This window comes from Streptomyces sp. DT190 (genome assembly GCF_049846985.1).
Taxonomy (GTDB): Bacteria; Actinomycetota; Actinomycetes; order Streptomycetales; family Streptomycetaceae; genus Streptomyces.
Genome location: NZ_JBNCNM010000017.1, coordinates 21,746 through 43,770 on the forward strand (window position 1 = coordinate 21,746; position 22,025 = coordinate 43,770).

A 22,025-nucleotide genomic window follows, 5' to 3' on the forward strand; every position below is an offset into this window, starting at 1 on the left:
CTACTTCAGCGGCTGGTTGAGATACGGGTCGGCGACCGCCTCGCGCAGGCTGTCCCAGGCCGCGTCGTCGGCCAGCGCCAGGTTGCAGTGCGGTCCGGGGTCGCGGTAGTTCCACTGGAGGGCCGCCTTCACGCCCTTCAGGCCCTTGAGCACCCCGGGCACCTGCGCGTACCACTCGGCCTGCCGCTGCGGGCGGGCCGGGTCGGCCGCCGTGCCGAACTCCGAGAGCATCAGCGGCTTGTCGTCGGAGATGTTCTCGCGGATCCACTCGTGCGTGGCGTCCTGCGTCTGCGCGAAGGTGAGCCAGCCGGTGTTGTGGCAGCGGTAGTAGTTGTACTGGTTGTAGCCGATCCAGTCGACGTACTCGTCGCCGGGATACATCTTCCTGATCACGTCACCGTGGTCGAGGTAGCCGGTGGTGATCCACGTCCACACCACGTTGTCGACGCCCAGCTCGCGGAACCGGTCGTGGATGTGCCGGTACGCCTTCACGAAGTCGGCGGGCGTGCCGCTGGCCGGGGTGCGGGTGTCCATCTCCAGGTCGAAGGAGAGGAACACCTTCCTGCCGTAGTCCCTGATGCGCCGGGCCTGGACGTCGATGACCTTCTCGTCCAGTTCCCCGGCCGCGATCTGCTTCCAGGTCGGCTGCTGCCGCTTCGCACCGCCCCACCACTTGCTCTCCCAGGAGAGCAGCAGCAGGTGGTCCTCGCCGACGCGCTGCTCCTCCGGGGTGAGCAGCTGGCCCTCGCGGCGGGTGCCCTCCGGCAGGGACATGTCGTGGTACGTGTACACGATGTCGAGCGGGCGGCCGACCCGTTTCTCGTAGGCGCGCACCTTCTCCGGCAGGTCGTCCCGCTCGTGCGGCACGAACGCGCCGAACCAGGCGCCACAGGGCGGCTCCAGGAGCCTGGTGGGGCGGCAGTCGGCCTTGGCGCCGGCGGCCCCCTGGTCCTGCGGTCCGGAGGCGTCGCGCAGGGCGAGGACGGCGACCAGGACCGCGCTGACGACCGTCGCCGACGTGATCAGCAGCCGGCGCCGGCTCGACGCCAGTGGGCCGGCGGACCGGTGCTCCTCCCGCGGTGGCCTGCGGTGCTGTCCCGTCGCGTGGTGTTCGCGGCGAAAGGGACGGTGGGGACGGTTGAACCTCACGGAGCGGAACCCTTCGGTGTCCTCGGCGTCGTCCCCGCCGGCGGGGAGGCGCGCAGCGGCGGACAGAACGCGGCGAGTGTGGTCAGCAGGGTCAGCGTCAGCAGCACCCGCTGCGCGCTGAAGGTGTGCGTGGCGATCAGCACGGTCGCCACGAGCATCACGGCGCCGATGCTCAGGAACAGCGTCAGCATCAGCCGCTCCAGCAGGTCGGAGTGGCGGGCGAAGCCGGGGTCCCGGCGCTCGACGGGTCCTTCGGCGGGCCGCGCCGCGAACGCCGGAGCGCAGACCCTGACCAGGGCCGCGCCGGGGCCCGCCGCGAGGAAGAGCACGACCGCGGCGCCCCGCAGCGGCGAACCGCCGGGCAGCGCGAGCGCGGCGAGCGCCAGCCAGCCGCCGAACGGCGGCAGCATCCGGACCATGAGCTCCTGCGGTGTCATCGCTCCGCTCCCCCCGTCCGCCTCAGTTCGTACAGCCACCCGGCGTCGTTCTCCGCGACGAGCCGGAACCGCGGCGAGGCGGCGACGGCGTCCCGGACGCGGTCCAGCTGCGCCCGGGTGAGCTGCCCGTTCATCTCGGAGTTGGCCAACTGCCCCTGGGTGAGCAGGAAGTAGGCCCGGGCCGGCCGCTCCACCCCGGCCATGTCGGCGGCGAGGGTGGCGGCCGGGTCCCGGACGATCCGGTCGACGTGACTGCGGGCGTCGTCCAGGAACCAGTAGTGGTCGACGCTCCCGTAGGAGTCGTAGGCCAGCGGGTAGTTGCGGTTGGCGGCCACCACGAGCGAACCGTCGGGCGCCTGGTCGAACAGCTGCCGTACGAGGGCGACTTCCTGCGGCGGGAAGTAGTTGATCCGGTCTTTGCCGGAGTAGGCCGGGACGAACGCCAGCGTGCCGCCGAGCAGCGCGGCCAGCGGCAGCCAGACACCGGCCTGCCGGCGGGCACCCGGGGCCGGGCCGGTCGGGCGGCGGTCCGTCCCCTGCGCGGCGGCGTCGGCGGCGAGCGTGCGGACCTCGGGCAGGATCGCGGCGGCGGCGAAGAAGGCGGCCCCGGGCAGCATGAACAGCAGCACCCGGAAGATCATCTCGCTGCCGTAGCTGTTCGCCGCGAACATCGGCAGCGGGGCCGCCGCGACCAGCAGCAGCGGCCGGGCCCGGTGGCGCAGCACCCGCTGGCGCAGCACGCCGAAGGCCGCGAGCAGCAGGACCGAGCCGGACAGCAGCCGGGCCGCCCAGGAGGTCGCGATGGCTCCGGTGCCGGTCGGGGTGGCGCCGTAGCCGGTCTCGACGTTGGCCCCGACGTCGCCCACGGAGCGGATCATGTCGGGCATGGCGGCGGACAGGAAGGGCAGGGCGGCCGTCAGGCACCAGGCCAGGAAGATCACGACGGTCGTGACCACCGGGACCCAGTCGCGGTAGCGGCGGCTGAGGCACAGGGCGACCAGGCAGACCACCAGCATGCCCGGGGTGAGCTGGTGGGAGATGACGATCGCCGTGATCAGCAGCGTGATCACCACCGTCCACACCGCCTGCCGCGGCCGTCCGCGCCGTACGGCGGACCGGCCGAAACGGCGCAGGACGACGGCGAGGACGCCGACGTGCAGCGCGTACGCCACGGACTGGGGCGAGAAGTAGTCCTGCCCGACCCAGTTGGCGACGTAGAACAGCCACACCGCGGTCCAGATCAGCCGCCGGTCCTCGGTGAAGGTGCGGTAGATCAGCAGCAGCGGGAGCAGCAGCATCAGGCTGGAGGCCAGGGGCCACCAGGCCATGAACAGCGCCGACGACTCCACACCCAGCAGCCGCACCAGGGCGGCCTGCGCGGCGAAGAAGCCCGGCCACTGGTCGTACACGGCCATGTCGCCGACCTGGTCCGCCGTCTGCAGACCGCCGGCCGTCAGCAGGTGGTCGATGACCGCGTCGTGCTTCCACGCCCAGGCGTAAAGCGGGGTGGGGTAGAGCACGGCCTGGGTGACCCGCTCCATGACGAGCAGACCGAGGACGTACGCCGCCGCCCAGGCGCCCGCCCTGCGCGGATCGCGGACCGTGAACCAGAAACCGGCCGTGAGCACCACGAGTCCGGCCCAGAACGCCGGGTGCAGCGCGGTGACCAGGCCGTAGTCGTCGAGCCGCGAGACGTCCGTGTGCCGCACGGCGTACGCCCACAGCGCGAGCGCGGCGCACAGCGGGAGGCCGGGCCAGGCGAGCACGCTCCGTCCCGGCCGGACCGGGCTCAGGTCGGCCAGGTCCGTCACGGGCTCGGGGGCCGCGCTCGACGACTCCGAGGACGTGGGGCTCGAGGACTGGCTGGCGGTCTCCGGGGTGCCGCCGGGGGTGCCGCCGGGGGTGCCGCCGGAGGTGTCGCCGGGGATGTGCGCGCCGTCCCGTGCCGGTGTGGGTTCTGGCGTGGATCTCTCCTTTGGCGTTACTGGCGGACGCACGGTGGTTCCCCCCTGGCGGTTCGGCTCTTCGCGGCCCTGTTCGGCCGGTTCGGCTCTTGGCTTGGTCAGTCGCTGGTCCGGTCGGCGGGCTGGTCGCTCGGCGGGGCGGCGGGCTGGTCGCTCGGCGGGACGGCGGGCTGGTCGCTCGCCGGGGCGGCGGGCCGGTCGCTCGCCGGATCGCCGGGCCGGTCGCTCGCCGGATCGCCGGGCCGGTCGCTCGGCGGGACGGCGGGCCGGTCGCTCGTCCGGTCGTCGGGCCGGCGATCGGACGGCTCGGCGTGACGGTCTGCCGGGCGCTCGGCGCGACGGTCGGCCGGGCGCTCGGCTGTGGGCTCGGCCGGGTGGTCGGACCCGCGCTCGGCCTCGGCCCCGGGCCCGGCTCTTCGGTCGGCTCTTCCGGCTGTGGAACGGGAGAAGCGGGCGGGGCCCCACGCCGCCGCGGCGCGGCGGCACAGCGGCAGGAGCAGGGCGAGGACGGCGAGGACGGCGAGCAGGGGCGGCGCGAGGGGTGCGAGCGCATCGCGCCACACCCAGCCGCCGACCGCGACGAGATACAGAACCCCCCAGCGCCCCGGCCACGTCAGCCGTCCGCCCGCGCTCGCGAGCAGCAGCCACAGCGGCACGAGGCACAGCAGCTGGCAGACCGGCGGTGCCCAGCGCAGCAGCGGCTCGGGCCCGTCGAGCCCGAGTGCGTCCGCGAGGGAGCCGGCCGTCCTCTCGTACAACGCGCCGTCCACCGGCCGCGGTTCCCGTCCGAGGGCGACCGGCGCGGTGTACAGGGCGAACAGGACGGCGTACAGCGCCGCCCCCGGCAGCCAGGGGTCGCGCCGGGCGCACAGCGTGACCGCGGCGGCGAACACCACGAGCAGCAGGCCACCCGCGGCGAGCGACGGCAACGGCAGGCCCTCCAGCAGCTGACGCCCGGTCAGCGCGGCGTCCGAGGCCCCGTCGAGCCACGGCAGGTCCCGCAGCGGCGCGAAGAAGAACACCGCCGCCACGCCCAGCAGGCTCCACAGGGCGCCCCGCAACCGCTGCTCCCCGGGCTCCTCGTCCGGGGGCGGCTCAACGGGCTCCGGCGGCGGTTCGCTAGTGGGCCCCTGCAGGCGGAGTCCCTCCGGGCGGAGTCCCTCCGGGCGGAGTCCCTCCGGCCGGGGTCCCTCCGGCCGCACGATCAGGGCCAGTGTGTCCGCCTGGAGCGCCTCGCGCTCGTATCCGGGGCGGCCTATGAACAGCGTGACCGTGTCCTGGTCGCCGTCCCTGGGCTGGTAGGCGGCCTTGCGCGCCCAGCTGGTGCCGTACCCGGCGGTGGCGTTCAGTTTCGCCCAGCGGGTGCCGTAGGAGGGGTCGGCGGGGGTGCGGACGGCGGGTGGGCCGTCGTCGTGGCGCAGGGCCGCGCGCAGTCCGAACGTGGAGACGACGGCGATCAGGGTCATGCTGAGCAGCACCGCCCAGCCGGCGCCGGCGATCCCGGCCGGTGTGAACAGCACGGCGGCGCAGCCCAGCACCAGGGCGCACATGGCGCCTTGGAGCGCGGCGAGCACACCGGTGCGCCCCTGGACGCGCAGCACGCCGATGTACAGCTCCACCACCACCCGGGGCAGCGCGCCGAGCGCGAGCAGCCGCAGCACCGTCGAGCCGTGCTCGGCGTAGTCCGGGCTGAAGGGCGTGAGGATGTACGGGGCGAACAGGACGAGGACCAGGACGACCGGGACCAGCAGCAGGGTCATGCGCCGCAGGGCCCCCCGGACGCCGTCGGCGAGCTGGCGCGGGTCGTGCGAGGCGTGCGCGGTGAGGGACGAGGCCATGTTGATGGCCATGAACTCCATCGTGCCGCCGACGGTGTAGGCGACGTAGAAGTAGCCGTTCTCCGCGGCGCTGAAGCGGACCGCGACCATCACCGGCAGCAGGTTGATCATCGCCAGGCTGAACAGCGCGCCCAGTGAGTCCCCGGCCAGGAAGCGGCCCATGTCCCGGACCTTCGGGGGCTCCTTGTCGCGGTCGGCCTCCGCCTGGCGCGGGATGAGCCTGCGGAAGATCAGCCAGCCCAGCGGCAGCGTGGAGAAGGCGATCGCCACCGCCCAGGAGACGAAGATGCCGAGGACGGGCAGCGTGCCGGCGAAGACGGCGAGCAGGGCGAGCTTCCCGACCGAGAACACCGCGTTCCCGGCCGGTACCCACTCCGCCTTGCGCAGTCCCGTGAGCACCCCGTCCTGGAGGGTGAGCAGCGCCCAGGCCACGCTCGCGGCGACGAACACCGCGCCCGCCACGGGGGTGCCCAGCGGCGCGTAGGAGGCACCCCAGGCGTCGAGCGTGAGCAGGAAGACGGCGGCGGCCAGCGCCACGACCAGCGAACTGGCCACGTACGTGCCCCACACCAGGCGCCCGGTCTCCCGCCCCGCGCGCGGGACGAAGCGGACGACGGCGCCGATCATCGTCGTCGCCGTGATGCTGGCCAGCAGCCGCATCGCGGCGATGGCCGCGGAGCCCTGGCCGACGGCCTCCTCCGTGTAGTAGCGGGCGGCCACCAGCCAGAAGCCCAGGCCCAGTACGGCCGAGACGCCGGTGCTGAGCATGAGGAAGTAGGCGTTCTTGAACAGCGAGTCGTGCGTGTGCTCACTGTCGGCAGGCTTCGGTCCGCCGCCGGCGCGCGCGGTGGCGGGCTCGTGCACCTGGATCTCAGCCACGGGACTACCCCAGCCCTCCCGGTGTCGGCCCGCTCCGGGACAGCCGCCCCGGAGCGTCGGCCGGACGGGCCCCGGACCGCTCCAGCACCTCCACGACCGTGCGCGCCCGCAGCGGGTCCACGGGCAGGGCGTGCCGGGCGAACCAGCGGGCCGCCTCGGGGGCCGGTGAGGGATCGGTGAACCGGGCGCCCGCGTAGTCGTCCAGCGGCGGGTCGTAGAGGTAGCCGACGACGACGCCCCGCTCCGCCAGGGCCGCGATCGCCGCGTCCCGGTCCTCGACGAACAGCGGGACGCGGAACAACGGTTGCGGCCCGCACGCCCCGGGCGGCGGCTTGGCCCAGGGCGTGGCCAGCAGTCGTTCGGTGCCCCTGCGGCAGGCGTCCAGCACCTCGTCCAGCCGGTCGAGCTTGCGGGCGATGCGGCCCAGCCGCAGCCGGCCGGAGTCCAGGCGGTAGTCGTGCATGTCGACGCGCAGCCACGGGTGGTGGGCGTCGAGCCCGGGCGCCGCACGGGCGGCCAGCGCGAGCTCCTCCGGGCGCAGCGGCATCCGGATCTCCTCGCGGTCGGCCAGCCCGAGCAGCCGGATCGCGGCCCAGGCGGCCCGCCGCAGCCGCAGCCCGCGCACCGCCGCCTCCGCGTACGGCCGGACCGCGAAGGCCAGTTCGGAGCCGATCCGGCCCCGCGCGAGCAGACCCGCGCGGGTCTCCTCCACGGCCTGGCGCAGCCCCGGGTCGGCGAGGGAGAGCATGCCCCCGGCCTTGGCACCGACGTGCTTGGACAGGCTGAACACGGACGCCTCGCCCCACGCCCCGACCGGCCGGTCCCCCACCCGGCTGCCGATGGCGTGCGCCGCGTCCTCGAACAGCGGGATGCCCAGCGCGTCGCACTTGTGCCGAAGGCGCGGTGCCGGGTCCGGGTTCCCGTACAGGTTCGTGGTGAGCACGGCCGACACCGAACCCCACACCTGGTCCGGCACGGCATCGATGTCGATGGACGCGTCGAACGGGTTCAACGGCGCCTGCACCGGGCGCAGTCCGGCGGCGAGCACCACGAAGAAGATCACGTCGTCGTTGACCGGCGACATCAGCACGCGTCCACCGGGTGGGCACCAGTGGCGCAGCGCCACGAACAGCCCGAAACGGCATGACGGTACGTACACGCATTCCCGGCCGAGCCGCAGGCGCATGGTCTCTTCCAGCCGCTTCGGCCGTGAACCATGCCGCACCGAGCCCGGACCGGCCTCCCCAATGGCCATCCGCCCCCCTGGTGTGCCGTCGGAAAGCCCCCTCCCCGAGGCCTTCCGGCACCCGCCCAGAGTCGCCCCGTTCGCACCGCTCCGTCAAGATTGCGTCGCGTCCTGTGGATAACTTCCGGCACGTACACATGTGCGGTCCCGTCCGCCGCGCCGGTCACAGCCGGCCGGTTCCTCCTGTCGCACCCGGGCCCACCTGCCCCGTTTCTCCCTGCCGCCTCCGCGGACCCTGCCCAGGACGGGGGTGTCACCCGTAACGTGTGGCACGACCACGGACACGTGGCGACGACATGGCGCACCCGAAAGCGAGGCAGCACCCGATGCCCCCCTTCGATGTCCCCGAGGGCGACCCCTTCGGTCCGCACAACCTGCCGTACGGCGTGTTCTCCCGGCCCGGCTCCGCCCACCGGACCGTGGGCGTCCGGCTCGGCGACCACGTGCTGGACGCGGGCGCGGCGGCCCACGCGCTCGGCTCCCCGTACGCCTCCCTGCTCGCGCAGCCGAGCCTCAACCCGCTGCTCGCGGCGGGCCGCACGGCCTGGTCGGACGTCCGCCGGGCGCTGACGGCCTGGGTGACCGTGCCGTCCCACCGCGAGACCGTCGAGAAGCTGTTCCACCCGCTGTCCTCGGTGACGCTGCACCTGCCCTTCGAGGTCGCGGACTACGTCGACTTCTACGCCTCCGAGAACCACGCCCGCAACGTCGGCCGGATCTTCCGGCCCGACGCCGAGGACTCCCTCACGCCCAACTGGAAGCACCTGCCGATCGGCTACCACGGCCGCTCCGGCACGGTCGTGGTCTCCGGCACGGACGTCGTGCGCCCCTCGGGCCAGCGCAAGGCGCCCACCGACGCCGCCCCCGTCTTCGGCCCGTCCGTGCGGCTGGACATCGAGGCCGAGGTCGGCTTCGTCGTCGGCGTGCCCTCCGCCATGGGCCGGCCGGTGCCGCTCGGCGACTTCCGCGAGCACGTCTTCGGCCTGTGCCTGCTCAACGACTGGTCCGCGCGCGACGTCCAGGCCTGGGAGTACGTGCCGCTCGGCCCGTTCCTCGGCAAGTCCTTCGCCACGTCCGTGTCGGCGTGGATCACCCCGCTGGACGCCCTGGAGGAGGCTCTCGTGGCGCCTCCGGCCAGGACGCACGAGCTGCTGCCGTACCTGGACGACAGCGACGAGGAACCCGGCGGCTACGACCTGCGGATCAGCGTCGCCGTCAACGGCCACGTCGTCTCCGAGCCGCCCTTCGCGACCATGTACTGGACGGCCGCCCAGCAGCTGGCCCACATGACGGTGAACGGCGCCGCTCTGCGCACCGGTGACCTGTACGGCTCCGGCACGGTCAGCGGGCCCTCGGAGCGCGAGCGCGGCTCGCTGCTCGAACTCACCTGGAACGGCCGCGACCCGCTCGAACTCCCCGACGGCAAGCGGACGTTCCTGGAGGACGGCGACACCGTGACCCTCTCGGCCTGGGCCCCCGGCCCCGACGGCGTCCGCGTGGGGCTGGGCGAGGTGACGGGACGGGTGGTACCGGCCTGACCCCGTGGCCGCCCGGGCGGTCCGGCCGGGCAGCGCTCGCCCCTGACGGCCCGTCCGTCGGCGTCCGGCTCCTGACGCACACCGCCCCGGCCCGTCCGTCGGCCTCCGGCTCCTGACGCACACCGCCCCGGCCCGTCCGTCGGCCTCCGGCTCCTGACGCACACCGCCCCGGCCCGTCATACTGGCGTCGGGCGGTGTGCCCGCACGCGCGCGGTGCACGCAACGTCGGCCGCGCTCGCCGCGGTCACGGTGGTGCTCGGCGGCCGGAACTGCGGTGCGCACGGCGGTCACCTCGCCGGTGCGCACGGCGGCCGCGGCACTCGCGCGCACGGCGCCCGCCGTCCCCCGCACGACCCGTAGCCGCCCCTCTTCCGACCAGGAACCGGAGCCCGTGGCCATGACCGTCTGCCTGCTCCTGCTGAGCGTCGTCGCCGTGACGGCCGCCGTCCCCGTGCCCGGGGCGCTGACCCGGGCCTCGTGGCCGGAGCGGGAACCGGTGGTCGCGCTGTGGGTGTGGCAGTGCCTGGTCGCCACCGTCCTGCTGTGCTGCGTGACGGCTCTCGCGCTGGGCGCCGCCGCCGTGTTCGGCACGGTCCGCGCCCAGCTCTTCGCCCCCGCGCCGCCGGCCGTGACCGCCGCGTACGACCTGTCCACCGCCCCGCCCTGGGCCGCCGCCCTGACCGTACTGCTGGCCTGCGGCGCCGCCTGGACGACCGCGATGCTCGCCCGGGAGCTCGTCGAGGCGCGCCGGCGCCGCGCCCGGGCCCGCGCCCATCTGCGCGAACGCGCCCCCGACCTGCCGGCCGGGCTGCCCGCCGCCAAGGGGCCTCTGCTGGTCCTGGAGGACGAGTACCCCGACGCCTGGTGGATGCCCGGCAACCCGCCCCAGCTGATCGTCACCACCGGCGCCCTGCACCGCCTGACGGGCCACCAGCTGGACGCCGTCCTCACCCATGAGCGCGGCCACGCCCGGGCCCGCCACGACTGGCTGCTGCACCTGTCCACGGCCCTGGCCACCGGTTTCCCGCGCGTCCCGCTGTTCGCCCACTTCTGCGACCAGACCCACCGCCTGGTCGAACTGGCCGCCGACGACACCGCCTCCCGCCGCTGCGGCCACCTGACCACCGCCCTGGCCCTGATCGAGCTCAACCAGCACCGGGGCGTGCTGTCCTGCGCCTCCAGCCACCGCCTGCTCGGCGAGCGGGTCGACCGGCTCCTCGAACCGCCGCCCCGGCTCGGCCGCAGGCACCGCGCCCTGACGACCACCACGGCCGCGCTCGTCCCGCTGCTGCCCCTGCTGATCGCGTTCGCCCCGGGCCTGACGGCACTGTCGTAGCCGGCCCGGCCCGGCGGGCACGGGAGCTGCCCGGTCCGGCCGGAGCCCGGCCTATATCCAGTCGTCGGGCTCCGGCTCCGCGTCCATCTCGGGCCAGTCGTCCTCGGCGTCCCCGCCCCGGGCGGACGCCCGGCCCGGCACCGGGGACGCCGAGGGCGCACCGGCCGCCGGGGCCGCACTCGGTGGTCCGCCCAGTGACGCGAGCACCCCGAGCACCCCCTCGCCGTAGGTCACGAGCTTCTTCTCGCCGACCCCGCTGATCCCGCCGAGCTCGCTCACCGAGCCCGGCCACGCCAGGGCGATCTCCCGCAGCGTCGCGTCGTGGAAGATGACGTACGCCGGGACGCCCTGCTCGCGGGCCTGCTCGGCCCGCCAGGCGCGCAGGGCCTCGAACGCCGGCAGCAGTTCCTCGGGCAGCTCGGCTGCGACGGTCCTGCCCTTGCGCTCGCCCCGCGCGGAGCCCCCGGACGCCCCGGACCGCGAGGTCGCCGGCTTCTTCGACTCCTTGCGCAGCGGCACCTGCCGCTCCTGCCGCAGCACCGCCCCGCTGGCCTCGGTCAGCACCAGCGTGCCGTAGTCGCCCTCCACGGCGAGCAGGCCCTGGGCGAGCAACTGCCGGATCACGCCCCGCCATTCGCTCTCGGTCAGGTCCTCGCCGATGCCGAAGACGGACAGCTGGTCGTGGTCGAACTGGATGACCTTGGCGGTGCGCTTGCCCAGCAGGATGTCGACGATCTGCACCGCGCCGAACTTCTGCCCCCGCTCCCGCTGCAGCCGGACCACCGTGGACAGCACCTTCTGCGCCGCGACCGTGCCGTCCCAGGTCTCCGGCGGGGTGAGACAGGTGTCGCAGTTGCCGCAGCCGGCCGGGTCCGGGTCCTGGCCGAAGTAGGCGAGGAGCTGGCCGCGGCGGCACTGGGCCGTCTCGCACAGCGCCAGCATCGAGTCGAGGTGGGCCTGGGCCCGCCGCCGGAAGGCCTCGTCGCCCTCGCCGGACTGGATGAGCTTGCGCTGCTGTATGACGTCGTTCAGCCCGTAGGCCATCCAGGCCGTGGAGGGCAGTCCGTCGCGGCCGGCCCGGCCCGTCTCCTGGTAGTAGCCCTCGACCGACTTGGGCAGGTCGAGGTGGGCGACGAAGCGGACGTCCGGCTTGTCGATACCCATGCCGAAGGCGATGGTCGCCACCACGACCAGGCCGTCCTCCCGCAGGAAGCGGGACTGGTGGGCCGCGCGCGTGCCCGCGTCCAGGCCCGCGTGGTAGGGCACGGCCTCGATGCCGTTGCGGCTGAGGAACTCGGCGGTCTTCTCCACGGAGTTGCGCGACAGGCAGTAGACGATGCCCGCGTCGCCCGCGTGCTCCTCGCGCAGGAAGGCCAGCAGCTGCTTCTTCGGGTCGGCCTTGGGCACGATCCGGTACTGGATGTTGGGCCGGTCGAAGCTGGCCACGAAGTGGCGGGCCGCCGGCATGTTCAGCCGCTCGGTGATCTCCCGGTGCGTCGCGTGCGTGGCCGTCGCCGTGAGGGCGATCCGCGGTACGTCCGGCCAGCGCTCACCGAGCAGCGACAGCGCCAGGTAGTCGGGCCGGAAGTCGTGGCCCCACTGCGAGACGCAGTGCGCCTCGTCGATCGCGAAGAGGGAGATCTTGCCGCGGCCGAGCAGACCGAGGGTGCTCTCCAGCCGGAGCCGCTCCGGAGCCAGGTACAGCAGGTCCAGCTCACCGGCGAGGAACTCGGCCTCCACCATCCGGCGCTCGTCGAAGTCCTGCGTGGAGTTCATGAACCCGGCCCGCACGCCCAGGGCCCGCAGCGCGTCCACCTGGTCCTGCATCAGGGCGATCAGCGGGGAGACGACCACGCCCGTACCCGGTCTGACCAGGGACGGGATCTGGTAGCACAGGGACTTGCCGCCACCGGTGGGCATGAGCACGACGGCGTCGCCGCCCGCGACCACGTGCTCGATGACCGCTTCCTGCTCGCCGCGGAAGGCGCCGTAGCCGAAGACCCGGTGCAGCGCGGTCAGCGCCTCACTCGCATCGGGGCCGAGCAGCCCGGCCGGACCACCGCCGGAGGCGGCACCGCTGCCGCCGCCTGAGGCGGCACCGGTCCCCCCGCCGGGCCCAGGAAGCGCGCCGGTCCCGGCCTCGGCTTCCGTGCCGGCCCCGGCATCCATCCCGGCTCCGGCTCCCGCTCCGGCTTCCGCTCCGGCACCGGCTCCGGCACTGATATCGGTTTCGGTCACCGTGTCCCGTTCCGTCATCACACCCATCCCGCCCGTAGCGCCCATCGTTGCGTCCCCCGTGCGTCGCGCCTCGACCACTGCGTCCACCATAGGCGCCCGCACCGACAGCCCCGGAGTTGTCCACAGGTCCCACCCGGTCGGTGCGGTGCGCCCACACTCGCGTTCGACTCAGCCCAATGGACGGCCCGCGTGGCACGGCCCCACCGCCGGGGCGATGCTGCTCACGCGGTCGGGGGGCCCACGGCCCATGGCCCCCCGTCCGCCCTGTCCCCCCAGCGGGCGCCACCGCGCCCTCAGGACGGGCGCCCGTCCCCGGACGTCCCTCTCCGCAAGGAGCAACTCGACATGTCCCCCCTGAAGGCCGCCTGCGTCCTCGCCCTGACCACCGTCCTCACCCTCGCCGCCGCTCCCGCCCACGGCACCGCCCCCGCCCACGGCTACGGCTACGGCTACGGCTACGGCGCCGGACACGGTCTCGGCGCCCGACACGGTCTCGGCGCCGGACACGGTCACGACTCGGAGCCCGAGCTCGTCCGGACCTACGCCGCCACCCGCCACTACCAGCATGTGCAGCGCGCCGTCCGGGACGGCTATCTGCCCGCCGGCCCCTGCGCCGCCCTGCCCGGCGTGGGCGCCATGGGCCACCACTACGTCAAGCAGCGGCTGATCAACTCCACCGATCCGGTGCAGCCGGCCGCGATCGTCTACCACGAGGACAAGCACGGCAAGCTGCGCGCCGGGGCCGTGGAGTGGATCGTCCGGGACGCCGACCAGAAGGTGGGGACGGACCGGGACCGCCCCGTGATGTTCGGCGAGCGGCGCTTCGAGGGGCCGGAGGAGATCCCCGGACTGGGCGTCGTCTACACGCTGCACGCCTGGATCTTCACGGACAACCCCCGAGGTGTCTTCCACCCCTGGAACCCCCGGGTGCACTGCCCCTGACCCGCTCACGCGAAGGGACCCGGTCTCCCCGAGGGGAGACCGGGTCCCACGCGTGCGTGCCCGGGCGGGGGCGTCAGCGGACGAACACGCCCGCCTGTCCCGCCAGGTCTAGGAAGTACTGCGGCGCCACACCGAGCACCAGCGTGACCGCCACACCGACGCCGATCGCCGTCATGGTCAGCGGCGACGGCACGGCCACCGTCGGGCCCTCGGGCCGCGGCTCGCTGAAGAACATCAGCACGATGACGCGGATGTAGAAGAACGCCGCGATCGCCGACGAGATCACACCGATGACGACGAGCGGGGCCGCCCCGCCCTCCGCCGCCGCCTTGAACACGGCGAACTTGCCCGAGAAGCCGGACGTCAGCGGAATGCCGGCGAAGGCCAGCAGGAACACCGCGAACACGGCCGCCACCAGCGGCGAACGGCGGCCCAGCCCCGCCCACTTGGACAGGTGCGTCGCCTCACCGCCCGCGTCGCGCACGAGCGTGACCACCGCGAAGGCGCCGATCGTCACGAACGAGTACGCGGCCAGGTAGAAGAGGACGGACGAGACGCCGTCGGGCGTGGTCGCGATGACACCCGCGAGGATGAACCCGGCGTGCGCGATCGACGAGTAGGCCAGCAGCCGCTTGATGTCGGTCTGCGTGATCGCGACGATCGCACCGCCCAGCATGGTGACGATCGCCACGGCCCACATCACCGGGCGCCAGTCCCAGCGCAGGCCGGGCAGGACCACGTACAGCACCCGCAGCAGCGCGCCGAAGGCCGCCACCTTCGTCGCCGCCGCCATGAAGCCGGTCACCGGGGTCGGCGCGCCCTGGTAGACGTCCGGCGTCCACATGTGGAACGGCACCGCGCCCACCTTGAACAGCAGACCCATGACCAGCAGCGCGGCGCCGACCAGCAGCAGCGCGTCGTTGCCCATGGTGCCGGCGAGCGCCGGGTTGACGTCCTGGACGGTGCCGTCGACGACCTGCGCGATCGTCGCGTACGACATCGAGCCCGCGTAGCCGTACAGCAGCGCGATGCCGAACAGGGTGAAGGCGGAGGCGAAGGCGCCGAGCAGGAAGTACTTGACCGCCGCCTCCTGGGACATCAGCCGCTTGCGGCGGGCCAGGGCGCACAGCAGGTACAGCGGGAGGGAGAAGACCTCCAGGGCCACGAACAGCGTCAGCAGGTCGTTGGCCGCCGGGAAGATCAGCATGCCGGCCACCGCGAACAGCAGCAGCGGGAACACCTCGGTGGTGGTGAACCCGGCCTTGACCGCGGCCTTCTCGCTCTCGCTGCCCGGCACGGACGCGGCCTGCGCGGCGAAGGAGTCGACGCGGTTGCCGTGCACCACCGGGTCCAGGCGCCGCTCGGCGAAGGTGAACAGGCCGACCAGGGCCGCCAGCAGGATCGTGCCCTGCAGGAACAGGGCGGGTCCGTCGACGGCGATCGCGCCCATCGCCGCGATGCGTGCCTTGGTCGTGCCGTAACCGTCGGCCGCGAGCGCGACGACCGCGGCGAAGGCGGCCGCCAGGGCGACGACGGACACGAACATCTGCACGTAGTAGCGGGATCGGCGCGGCACGAACGCCTCGACCAGGATCCCGACGAGCGCCGCTCCCACGACGATCAGGGTGGGCGCCAGCTGGCCGTACTCGAACTTGGGCGCGTCGATCTTGGTGATCGGCTCGGCCGCGGTTGTCCACAGGCTGTGGACGGCTGATGCGCTCACTTGGCCGCCTCCACCTCGGGCTGGGGGTCCTTCTTCTGTACGTCGGACATGGTCTGCTCCACGGCGGGGTTGACGATGTCCGTGACGGGCTTCGGGTAGACGCCCAGGAAGATCAGCAGCACGACCAGCGGGGCGACCACCACGACTTCCCGCACCCTGAGATCGGGCATGGCGCTGACCTCGGGTTTCACCGGACCCGTCATCGTCCGCTGGTAGAGGACGAGGGTGTAGAGCGCGGCGAGGACGATGCCGAAGGTGGCGATGATGCCGATCACCGGATAGCGCGTGAACGTGCCGACCAGGACCAGGAACTCACTGACGAACGGCGCCAGCCCCGGCAGGGAGAGCGTCGCGAGGCTGCCGATCAGGAACATGCCGGCCAGCACCGGGGCGACCTTCTGCACCCCGCCGTAGTCGGCGATGAGCCGCGAGCCGCGCCGGGAGATCAGGAAGCCCGCGACCAGCATCAGCGCGGCCGTCGAGATGCCGTGGTTGATCATGTAGAGCGTCGCGCCGGACTGGCCCTGGCTGGTCATCGCGAAGATGCCCATGATGATGAAGCCGAAGTGGGAGATCGACGCGTAGGCCACCAGCCGCTTGATGTCCCGCTGGCCGACCGCGAGCAGCGCCCCGTAGATGATGCTGATCAGGGCGAGGACGAGGATCGCGGGCGTGGCCCACTTGCTGGCCTCCGGGAAGAGCTGGAGGCAGAAGCGGAGCATCGCGAAGGTGCCGACCTTGTCGACGACCGCCGTGATGAGCACGGCGACCGGGGCGGTGGACTCCTGCATGGCGTTGGGCAGCCAGGTGTGCAGCGGCCACAGCGGCGCCTTCACCGCGAAGGCGAAGAAGAAGCCGAGGAACAGCCAGCGTTCGGTGCTGGTCGCCATGTCCAGCGAGCCGTTGGCCCGGGCCTCGGCGATCTCCTGGAGCGAGAAGTTCCCCGCGACCACGTACAGGCCGATCACCGCGGCCAGCATGATCAGGCCGCCGACCAGGTTGTAGAGGAGGAACTTCACCGCGGCGTAGGAGCGTTGCGTCGCCGCCGCCTTCTCGCCGTGCTCGTGGGCCCGGTCCCCGAAGCCGCCGATGAGGAAGTACATCGGGATCAGCATGGCTTCGAAGAAGATGTAGAAGAGGAAGACGTCGGTGGCCTCGAAGGAGAGGATCACCATCGCCTCGACGGCGAGGATCAGGGCGAAGAAGCCCTGCGTCGGCCGCCACCGGCTGCTGCCGGTCTCCAGGGGGTCGGCGTCGTGCCAGCCCGCCAGGATGATGAAGGGGATCAGCAGCGCCGTGAGCGCGATGAGCGCCACGCCGATGCCGTCCACGCCCAGTTCGTAGCGGACGCCGAAGTCGGCGATCCAGGCGTGCGACTCGGTGAGCTGGTAGCGGTCGCCGCCCGGGTCGAAGCGGACCATGACGACGATCGCCAGGACGAGCGTGGCGAGCGAGAAGAGCAGCGCGAGCCACTTGGCGGCGGTGCGCCGCGCGGCCGGTACGGCAGCCGTGGCGATCGCCCCGACGGCCGGGAGCGCCGCTGTCGCTGTCAGCAGAGGAAAGGACATCGGTATCAGACCGCCCTCATCAGCAGGGTCGCGGCGACGATGACCGCGGCGCCGCCGAACATCGAGACCGCGTAGGAGCGGGCGAAGCCGTTCTGCAGCCTGCGCATCCGCCCGGACAGGCCGCCGACCGAGGCCGCCGTGCCGTTGACGACGCCGTCGACCAGGGTGTGGTCGACGTAGACCAGGGACCGCGTGAGGTGCTCGCCGCCGCGGACCAGGACGACGTGGTTGAAGTCGTCCTGGAGCAGGTCGCGGCGGGCGGCCCGGGTGAGCAGTGAGCCGCGCGGGGCGACGGCCGGGACCGGGCGGCGGCCGTACTGCGCCCAGGCGAGGGCGACGCCGAGGACCATCACGGCGACGGTGGACAGCGTGACCGTGAGGGCGCTGACCGGCGGGTTGCCGTGGTCGTGCCCGGTGATCGGCTCCAGCCAGTGCAGGAACCGGTCGCCGATGCTGAAGAACGCGCCGCCCGCCACCGACCCGACGGCCAGCACGATCATCGGGATCGTCATGACCTTGGGCGACTCGTGCGGGTGCGGCGGGGTGTACTCGCCGCGCGTCTCGGCCGCGGGCTCCACGTCCGGCTCGGCCGGGGACGGCGTCGGGGCGTGGCGCCAGCGCTCCTCGCCGAAGAACGTCATCAGCATCACGCGCGTCATGTAGAACGCCGTGATGGCCGCGCCCAGCAGGGCCACGCCGCCGAGGATCCAGCCCTCGGTGCCGCCCTTGGCGAACGCCGACTCGATGATCTTGTCCTTGGAGAAGAAGCCGGACAGGCCCGGGAAGCCGATGATCGCCAGGTAGCCGAGGCCGAAGGTGACGAAGGTGACCGGCATGTACTTCCTCAGGCCGCCGTACCTGCGCATGTCGACCTCGTCGTTCATGCCGTGCATGACCGAACCGGCGCCGAGGAACAGGCCGGCCTTGAAGAAGCCGTGCGTCACCAGGTGCATGATCGCGAAGACGTAGCCGATGGGGCCGAGGCCCGCGGCGAGGATCATGTAGCCGATCTGCGACATGGTCGACCCGGCCAGGGCCTTCTTGATGTCGTCTTTCGCGCAACCGACGATCGCACCGAACAGGAGCGTGACCGCGCCGACGATCGTGACGACCAGTTGCGCGTCCGGGGCGCCGTTGAAGACGGCTCCGGAGCGGACGATCAGGTAGACGCCCGCGGTCACCATGGTCGCGGCGTGGATGAGGGCCGAGACCGGGGTCGGGCCCTCCATCGCGTCCCCGAGCCAGGACTGCAGCGGCACCTGTGCGGACTTGCCGCAGGCGGCGAGCAGCAGCATCAGGGCGATCGCGGTCAGTTTGTCCTCACCGGCGGCACCGGCCAGCCCGGCCTCCTCGTGGCTGCCGAGCACCGGCCCGAAGGCGAAGGTGCCGAACCACAGGAACATCAGCATGATCGCGATCGACAGGCCCATGTCGCCGACGCGGTTGACCAGGAAGGCCTTCTTCGCGGCCGTGGCGGCGCTCGGCTTGTGCTGCCAGAAGCCGATCAGCAGGTAGGAGGCGAGACCGACGCCCTCCCAGCCGACGTACAGCAGCAGGTAGTTGTCGGCGAGGACGAGGATCAGCATCGCCGCGAGGAACAGGTTCAGATAGCCGAAGAAGCGGCGGCGCCGCTCGTCGTGCTCCATGTACCCGATGGAGTACAGGTGGATCAGCGATCCAACGCCCGTGATGAGCAGGACGAACGTCATGGACAGCTGGTCGAGCTGGAAGGCGATGTCCGCCTGGAAGCCCTCGACGGGGATCCAGCTGAACAGGTGCTGGCTCATGACGCGCTGGTCGGCGTCCTGGGCGAGCATGTCGCTGAACAGCACCAGGCCGAGCACGAAGGAGACGGCCGCGAGCAGGGTGCCGAGCCAGTGGCCGACGGCGTCCAGCCGGCGGCCGCCGCACAGCAGGACCGCCGCTCCGAGCAGGGGCGCCGCCACCAGCAGCGCAATCAGGTTCTCCACGATTCTCCCGACCCCTTACAGCTTCATCAGGCTGGCGTCGTCGACCGAGGCCGAGTGGCGGGCACGGAACAGGGACACGATGATCGCGAGGCCCACCACGACCTCCGCGGCGGCGACGACCATCGTGAAGAACGCGATGATCTGGCCGTCGAGGTTGCCGTGCATCCGGGAGAAGGCGACGAACGCGAGATTGCAGGCGTTGAGCATCAGCTCGATGCACATGAACACCACGATCGCGTTGCGCCTGATCAGCACGCCGGTGGCGCCGATCGTGAAGAGCAGGGCCGCGAGATAGAGGTAGTTGACCGGATTCACTTCGATGCCTCCTCGGGCCGCTTGAACGTGGCCGGCTCGACGGCCTTCCGCTCCAGGCGCTCCTCGGCACGCTGCTCCAGGGCCCGCAGGTCGTTGAGCGCCTCCTGCGACACGTCCCGGACCTGACCCCGCTCGCGCAGCGTCTTGCTGACGGTGAGGTCGGAGGGGGTGCCGTCGGGCAGCAGGCCCGCGATGTCGACCGCGTTGTGCCGGGCGTAGACACCGGGCGCCGGCAGCGGCGGCAGGTACGTGCCCTTGCGCACGCGCTCCTCGGCGAGTTCGCGCTGGGTCTTGGCGCGCTCGGTGCGCTCGCGGTGGGTGAGCACCATGGCGCCGACGGCGGCCGTGATGAGCAGGGCGCCGGTGATCTCGAAGGCGAAGACGTACCTGGTGAAGATGAGGGCGGCGATGCCCTCCACGTTGCCCCCGGCGTTCGCCTGGCCGATGCCGTTGAACTCCGTCAGGGAGGCGTTGCCGATCCCGGCGATCAGCAGGACGCCGAACCCGAGCCCGCACAGCAGGGCCAGCCAGCGCTGGCCCTTGATGGTCTCCTTCAGGGAGTCCGCCGCGGTGACGCCGACCAGCATCACCACGAACAGGAACAGCATCATGATCGCGCCGGTGTAGACGACGATCTGGACGACGCCCAGGAAGTAGGCGCCGTTGGCCAGGTAGAACACCGCCAGGATGATCATGGTCCCGGCCAGGCACAGCGCGCTGTGCACGGCCCGCCGCATCAGGATGGTGCACAGGGCGCCGATCACCGCGACGGTGCCGAGGATCCAGAACTGGACGGCCTCTCCGGTGGAGGTGGAGTAGGCGGCGAGCTGGGCGGTCATCGGCCGATCACCTTCTTCGACGCCGGCTCGCTGTCGCCGAAGGTCGAGTCGGCCTCCTGCACCACCTCGCCCTTGGAGTGGGCGACCTGACGCTCCGTGCCGGGGGCGGCTTCCGTCACCAGGCCCCGGTAGTAGTCCTGTTCGTCCGTGCCCGGGTAGATGGCGTGGGGGGTGTCGACCATGCCCTCCTCCAGGCCCGCGAGCAGCTGCTCCTTGGTGTAGATGAGGTTGGCGCGGCTGGAGTCGGCCAGCTCGAACTCGTTCGTCATCGTGAGCGCGCGCGTGGGGCAGGCCTCGATGCACAGCCCGCACAGGATGCAGCGGGCGTAGTTGATCTGGTAGACGCGCCCGTAGCGCTCGCCGGGCGAGTAGCGCTCCTCTTCGGTGTTGTCCGCGCCCTCGACGTAGATCGCGTCGGCGGGGCAGGCCCAGGCGCACAGTTCGCAGCCGACGCACTTCTCCAGGCCGTCCGGATGGCGGTTGAGCTGGTGCCGTCCGTGGAAGCGCGGGGCCGTGGTCTTCGGCTGCTCGGGGTACTGCTCGGTCAGCCGCTTCTTGAACATGGCCTTGAAGGTCACGCCGAAGCCGGCGACGGGGTTCATGAAGCCGGGCTTGGTGTCCTTCGGTTCCTCGGCCTGCGAACGCTCGAGTTCCTCAGCCATCGGACGCCTCCTTTCCCTCCGTAGATCCGCCCAGAGATCCGTCACTCTGAGTATCGGGCCCACCACTGAAAATCAGCTCACGCTCACGGCGCGAGGGCCGTCGCGGAACCGGCGGAAGTTCCTGTCCCGGCAGGGGCGGTACGGGGAATCCGCCCGCCATGGGGTCGAAGGCGGCCGGCGTCTCGGCCGGCGGTTCGGCCTGCTTGGTCCTCTCACGGAACATGTCGGCGACGAAGGAGAGCAGGAGCAGGGCGAGGACGGCGCCGCCGACGTAGAGCGCGATGTCGGCGAAGTCGTAGCCCTCGTTGCGCAGGGCCCGGACGCTCGCGACGAGCATCAGCCAGACCAGCGAGACCGGGATGAGGACCTTCCAGCCGAGCTTCATCAGCTGGTCGTAGCGGACGCGCGGGAGGGTGCCGCGGATCCAGATGAACATGAACAGCAGCAGCTGGACCTTGACGGTGAACCACAGCAGCGGCCACCAGCCGTGGTTGGCGCCCTCCCAGAAGGTGCTGATGGGCCAGGGGGCCCGCCAGCCGCCGAGGAAGAGCGTGGTGGCGACGGCCGAGACGGTCACCATGTTGACGTACTCGGCGAGCATGAACATCGCGAACTTGATCGACGAGTACTCGGTGTTGAAGCCGCCGACCAGGTCGCCCTCGGACTCCGGCATGTCGAAGGGGGCGCGGTTGGTCTCGCCGACCATCGTGACGATGTAGAGGATGAAGGAGACCGGCAGCAGCAGGATGTACCAGCGGTCGGTCTGCCCCTCCACGATCGTGGACGTCGACATCGAGCCGGAGTAGAGGAACACGGAGGCGAAGGCGGCGCCCATCGCGATCTCGTAGGAGATCATCTGCGCGCAGGAGCGCAGGCCGCCGAGCAGCGGGTACGTCGAGCCGGAGCTCCAGCCCGCCAGGACGATGCCGTAGATGCCGACCGAGGCGACCGCGAGGATGTAGAGCATCGCGATCGGCAGGTCGGTGAGCTGCATCGTGGTGCGCTGGCCGAAGATCGAGATCTCGTTGCCCGCGGGGCCGAACGGGATCACGGCGATCGCCATGAAGGCCGGGACGGCGGCGACGATCGGCGCGAGGACGTACACCGCCTTGTCCGCGCGCTTGACGATCACATCCTCCTTCAGCATCAGCTTGATGCCGTCGGCGAGCGACTGGAGCATGCCCCAGGGGCCGTGCCGGTTGGGGCCGATGCGCAGCTGCATCCAGGCGACGACCTTGCGCTCCATGACGATGGAGATCAGCACGGTCACCATCAGGAAGGCGAAGCAGAACACCGCCTTGATGACGACCAGCCACCACGGGTCGGTGCCGAACAGGGAGAGGTCCTCAGCGGCGAGGTACGGGCTCAGGCCTCCACCTCC

The 22,025-nt window shown here is 72.1% G+C and carries 16 protein-coding genes; 3 read left to right on the plus strand and 13 right to left on the minus strand.

What is annotated here, in order from left to right; translation table 11 throughout:
- From ACPXCS_RS26595 to ACPXCS_RS26615, 5 genes are all read right to left on the minus strand, one after another.
- Entirely contained in the window at positions 1-1,149 is a 1,149-nt protein-coding gene (locus ACPXCS_RS26595; protein ID WP_425949972.1) for a glycosyl hydrolase, read from the minus strand.
- Entirely contained in the window at positions 1,146-1,586 is a 441-nt protein-coding gene (locus ACPXCS_RS26600; protein ID WP_425949974.1) for a hypothetical protein, read from the minus strand. The genes ACPXCS_RS26595 and ACPXCS_RS26600 overlap by 4 nt, the downstream gene beginning before the upstream one ends.
- The gene (locus tag ACPXCS_RS26605; protein WP_425949975.1) at positions 1,583-3,583 is read right to left on the minus strand and encodes a glycosyltransferase; all 2,001 of its coding nucleotides are present in this window, start codon (positions 3,581-3,583) and stop codon (positions 1,583-1,585) included. Before ACPXCS_RS26605 ends, ACPXCS_RS26600 begins: the two co-directional genes overlap by 4 nt.
- A 65-nt stretch (positions 3,584-3,648) precedes the next feature.
- Positions 3,649-6,267 (minus strand): lipopolysaccharide biosynthesis protein, encoded by a 2,619-nt coding sequence (locus ACPXCS_RS26610; protein ID WP_425949976.1) that lies wholly within the window; start codon positions 6,265-6,267, stop codon positions 3,649-3,651.
- Positions 6,268-6,271: 4 nt separating this feature from the next.
- Positions 6,272-7,522, minus strand: a complete 1,251-nt coding sequence (locus tag ACPXCS_RS26615; RefSeq protein WP_425949977.1) for a DegT/DnrJ/EryC1/StrS family aminotransferase — start codon at positions 7,520-7,522, stop codon at positions 6,272-6,274.
- A 317-nt stretch (positions 7,523-7,839) separates the two neighbouring features.
- On the opposite strand from ACPXCS_RS26615, the gene fahA reads away from it, so the two are divergent.
- Together fahA and ACPXCS_RS26625 are read left to right on the plus strand one after the other, a co-directional pair.
- Positions 7,840-9,051, plus strand: a complete 1,212-nt coding sequence (gene fahA / locus ACPXCS_RS26620; RefSeq protein WP_425949978.1) for a fumarylacetoacetase — start codon at positions 7,840-7,842, stop codon at positions 9,049-9,051.
- A 397-nt stretch (positions 9,052-9,448) separates the two neighbouring features.
- On the plus strand, positions 9,449-10,387 hold the full coding sequence (locus ACPXCS_RS26625) for a M56 family metallopeptidase (RefSeq protein WP_425950203.1): 939 nt from the start codon (positions 9,449-9,451) through the stop codon (positions 10,385-10,387).
- A 51-nt stretch (positions 10,388-10,438) separates the two neighbouring features.
- Here ACPXCS_RS26625 and recQ read toward each other — a convergent pair whose 3' ends face one another.
- The gene (gene recQ / locus ACPXCS_RS26630; RefSeq protein WP_425949979.1) at positions 10,439-12,556 is read right to left on the minus strand and encodes a DNA helicase RecQ; all 2,118 of its coding nucleotides are present in this window, start codon (positions 12,554-12,556) and stop codon (positions 10,439-10,441) included.
- A 414-nt stretch (positions 12,557-12,970) separates the two neighbouring features.
- Between recQ and ACPXCS_RS26635 the strand changes: the two genes are divergently transcribed.
- Positions 12,971-13,567: a hypothetical protein gene (locus ACPXCS_RS26635; protein ID WP_425949980.1), complete on the plus strand. Its 597-nt coding sequence runs from the start codon at positions 12,971-12,973 to the stop codon at positions 13,565-13,567.
- Between the two features lie 73 nt (positions 13,568-13,640).
- Here the strand turns inward: ACPXCS_RS26635 and nuoN are convergent, their stop codons facing one another.
- From nuoN to nuoH, 7 genes are read right to left on the minus strand one after another with little or no spacing between them, the layout of a single operon-like run.
- A complete protein-coding gene (gene nuoN, locus ACPXCS_RS26640) occupies positions 13,641-15,290 on the minus strand; it encodes an NADH-quinone oxidoreductase subunit NuoN (RefSeq protein ID WP_425949981.1) in 1,650 nt (549 codons plus the stop codon).
- Positions 15,287-16,858, minus strand: coding sequence for an NADH-quinone oxidoreductase subunit M (locus ACPXCS_RS26645; protein ID WP_425949982.1), 1,572 nt, complete (start codon positions 16,856-16,858; stop codon positions 15,287-15,289). Before ACPXCS_RS26645 ends, nuoN begins: the two co-directional genes overlap by 4 nt.
- 5 nt (positions 16,859-16,863) lie before the next feature.
- A complete protein-coding gene (nuoL, locus tag ACPXCS_RS26650) occupies positions 16,864-18,828 on the minus strand; it encodes an NADH-quinone oxidoreductase subunit L (protein WP_425949984.1) in 1,965 nt (654 codons plus the stop codon).
- A 15-nt stretch (positions 18,829-18,843) separates the two neighbouring features.
- Positions 18,844-19,143, minus strand: coding sequence for an NADH-quinone oxidoreductase subunit NuoK (gene nuoK, locus ACPXCS_RS26655; protein WP_003992252.1), 300 nt, complete (start codon positions 19,141-19,143; stop codon positions 18,844-18,846).
- Positions 19,140-19,982, minus strand: a complete 843-nt coding sequence (locus ACPXCS_RS26660; protein WP_425949986.1) for an NADH-quinone oxidoreductase subunit J — start codon at positions 19,980-19,982, stop codon at positions 19,140-19,142. Before ACPXCS_RS26660 ends, nuoK begins: the two co-directional genes overlap by 4 nt.
- The gene (gene nuoI, locus ACPXCS_RS26665) at positions 19,979-20,644 is read right to left on the minus strand and encodes an NADH-quinone oxidoreductase subunit NuoI (RefSeq protein ID WP_425949988.1); all 666 of its coding nucleotides are present in this window, start codon (positions 20,642-20,644) and stop codon (positions 19,979-19,981) included. Before nuoI ends, ACPXCS_RS26660 begins: the two co-directional genes overlap by 4 nt.
- Positions 20,637-22,013, minus strand: a complete 1,377-nt coding sequence (gene nuoH, locus ACPXCS_RS26670) for an NADH-quinone oxidoreductase subunit NuoH (RefSeq protein WP_425950205.1) — start codon at positions 22,011-22,013, stop codon at positions 20,637-20,639. Before nuoH ends, nuoI begins: the two co-directional genes overlap by 8 nt.
- Positions 22,014-22,025: the final 12 nt, after the last annotated feature.

Bases quoted from the DNA above. Each gene is read 5' to 3' on its own strand.
- fahA (WP_425949978.1), top strand. From the start codon at position 7,840: ATGCCCCCCTTCGATGTCCCCGAGGGCGACCCCTTCGGTCCGCACAAC.
- ACPXCS_RS26645 (WP_425949982.1), bottom strand. From the start codon at position 16,858: ATGTCCTTTCCTCTGCTGACAGCGACAGCGGCGCTCCCGGCCGTCGGG.
- ACPXCS_RS26615 (WP_425949977.1), bottom strand. From the start codon at position 7,522: ATGGCCATTGGGGAGGCCGGTCCGGGCTCGGTGCGGCATGGTTCACGG.
- nuoI (WP_425949988.1), bottom strand. From the start codon at position 20,644: ATGGCTGAGGAACTCGAGCGTTCGCAGGCCGAGGAACCGAAGGACACC.
- recQ (WP_425949979.1), bottom strand. From the start codon at position 12,556: ATGGATGCCGGGGCCGGCACGGAAGCCGAGGCCGGGACCGGCGCGCTT.
- ACPXCS_RS26635 (WP_425949980.1), top strand. From the start codon at position 12,971: ATGTCCCCCCTGAAGGCCGCCTGCGTCCTCGCCCTGACCACCGTCCTC.
- ACPXCS_RS26600 (WP_425949974.1), bottom strand. From the start codon at position 1,586: ATGACACCGCAGGAGCTCATGGTCCGGATGCTGCCGCCGTTCGGCGGC.
- ACPXCS_RS26625 (WP_425950203.1), top strand. From the start codon at position 9,449: ATGACCGTCTGCCTGCTCCTGCTGAGCGTCGTCGCCGTGACGGCCGCC.
- ACPXCS_RS26660 (WP_425949986.1), bottom strand. From the start codon at position 19,982: ATGACCGCCCAGCTCGCCGCCTACTCCACCTCCACCGGAGAGGCCGTC.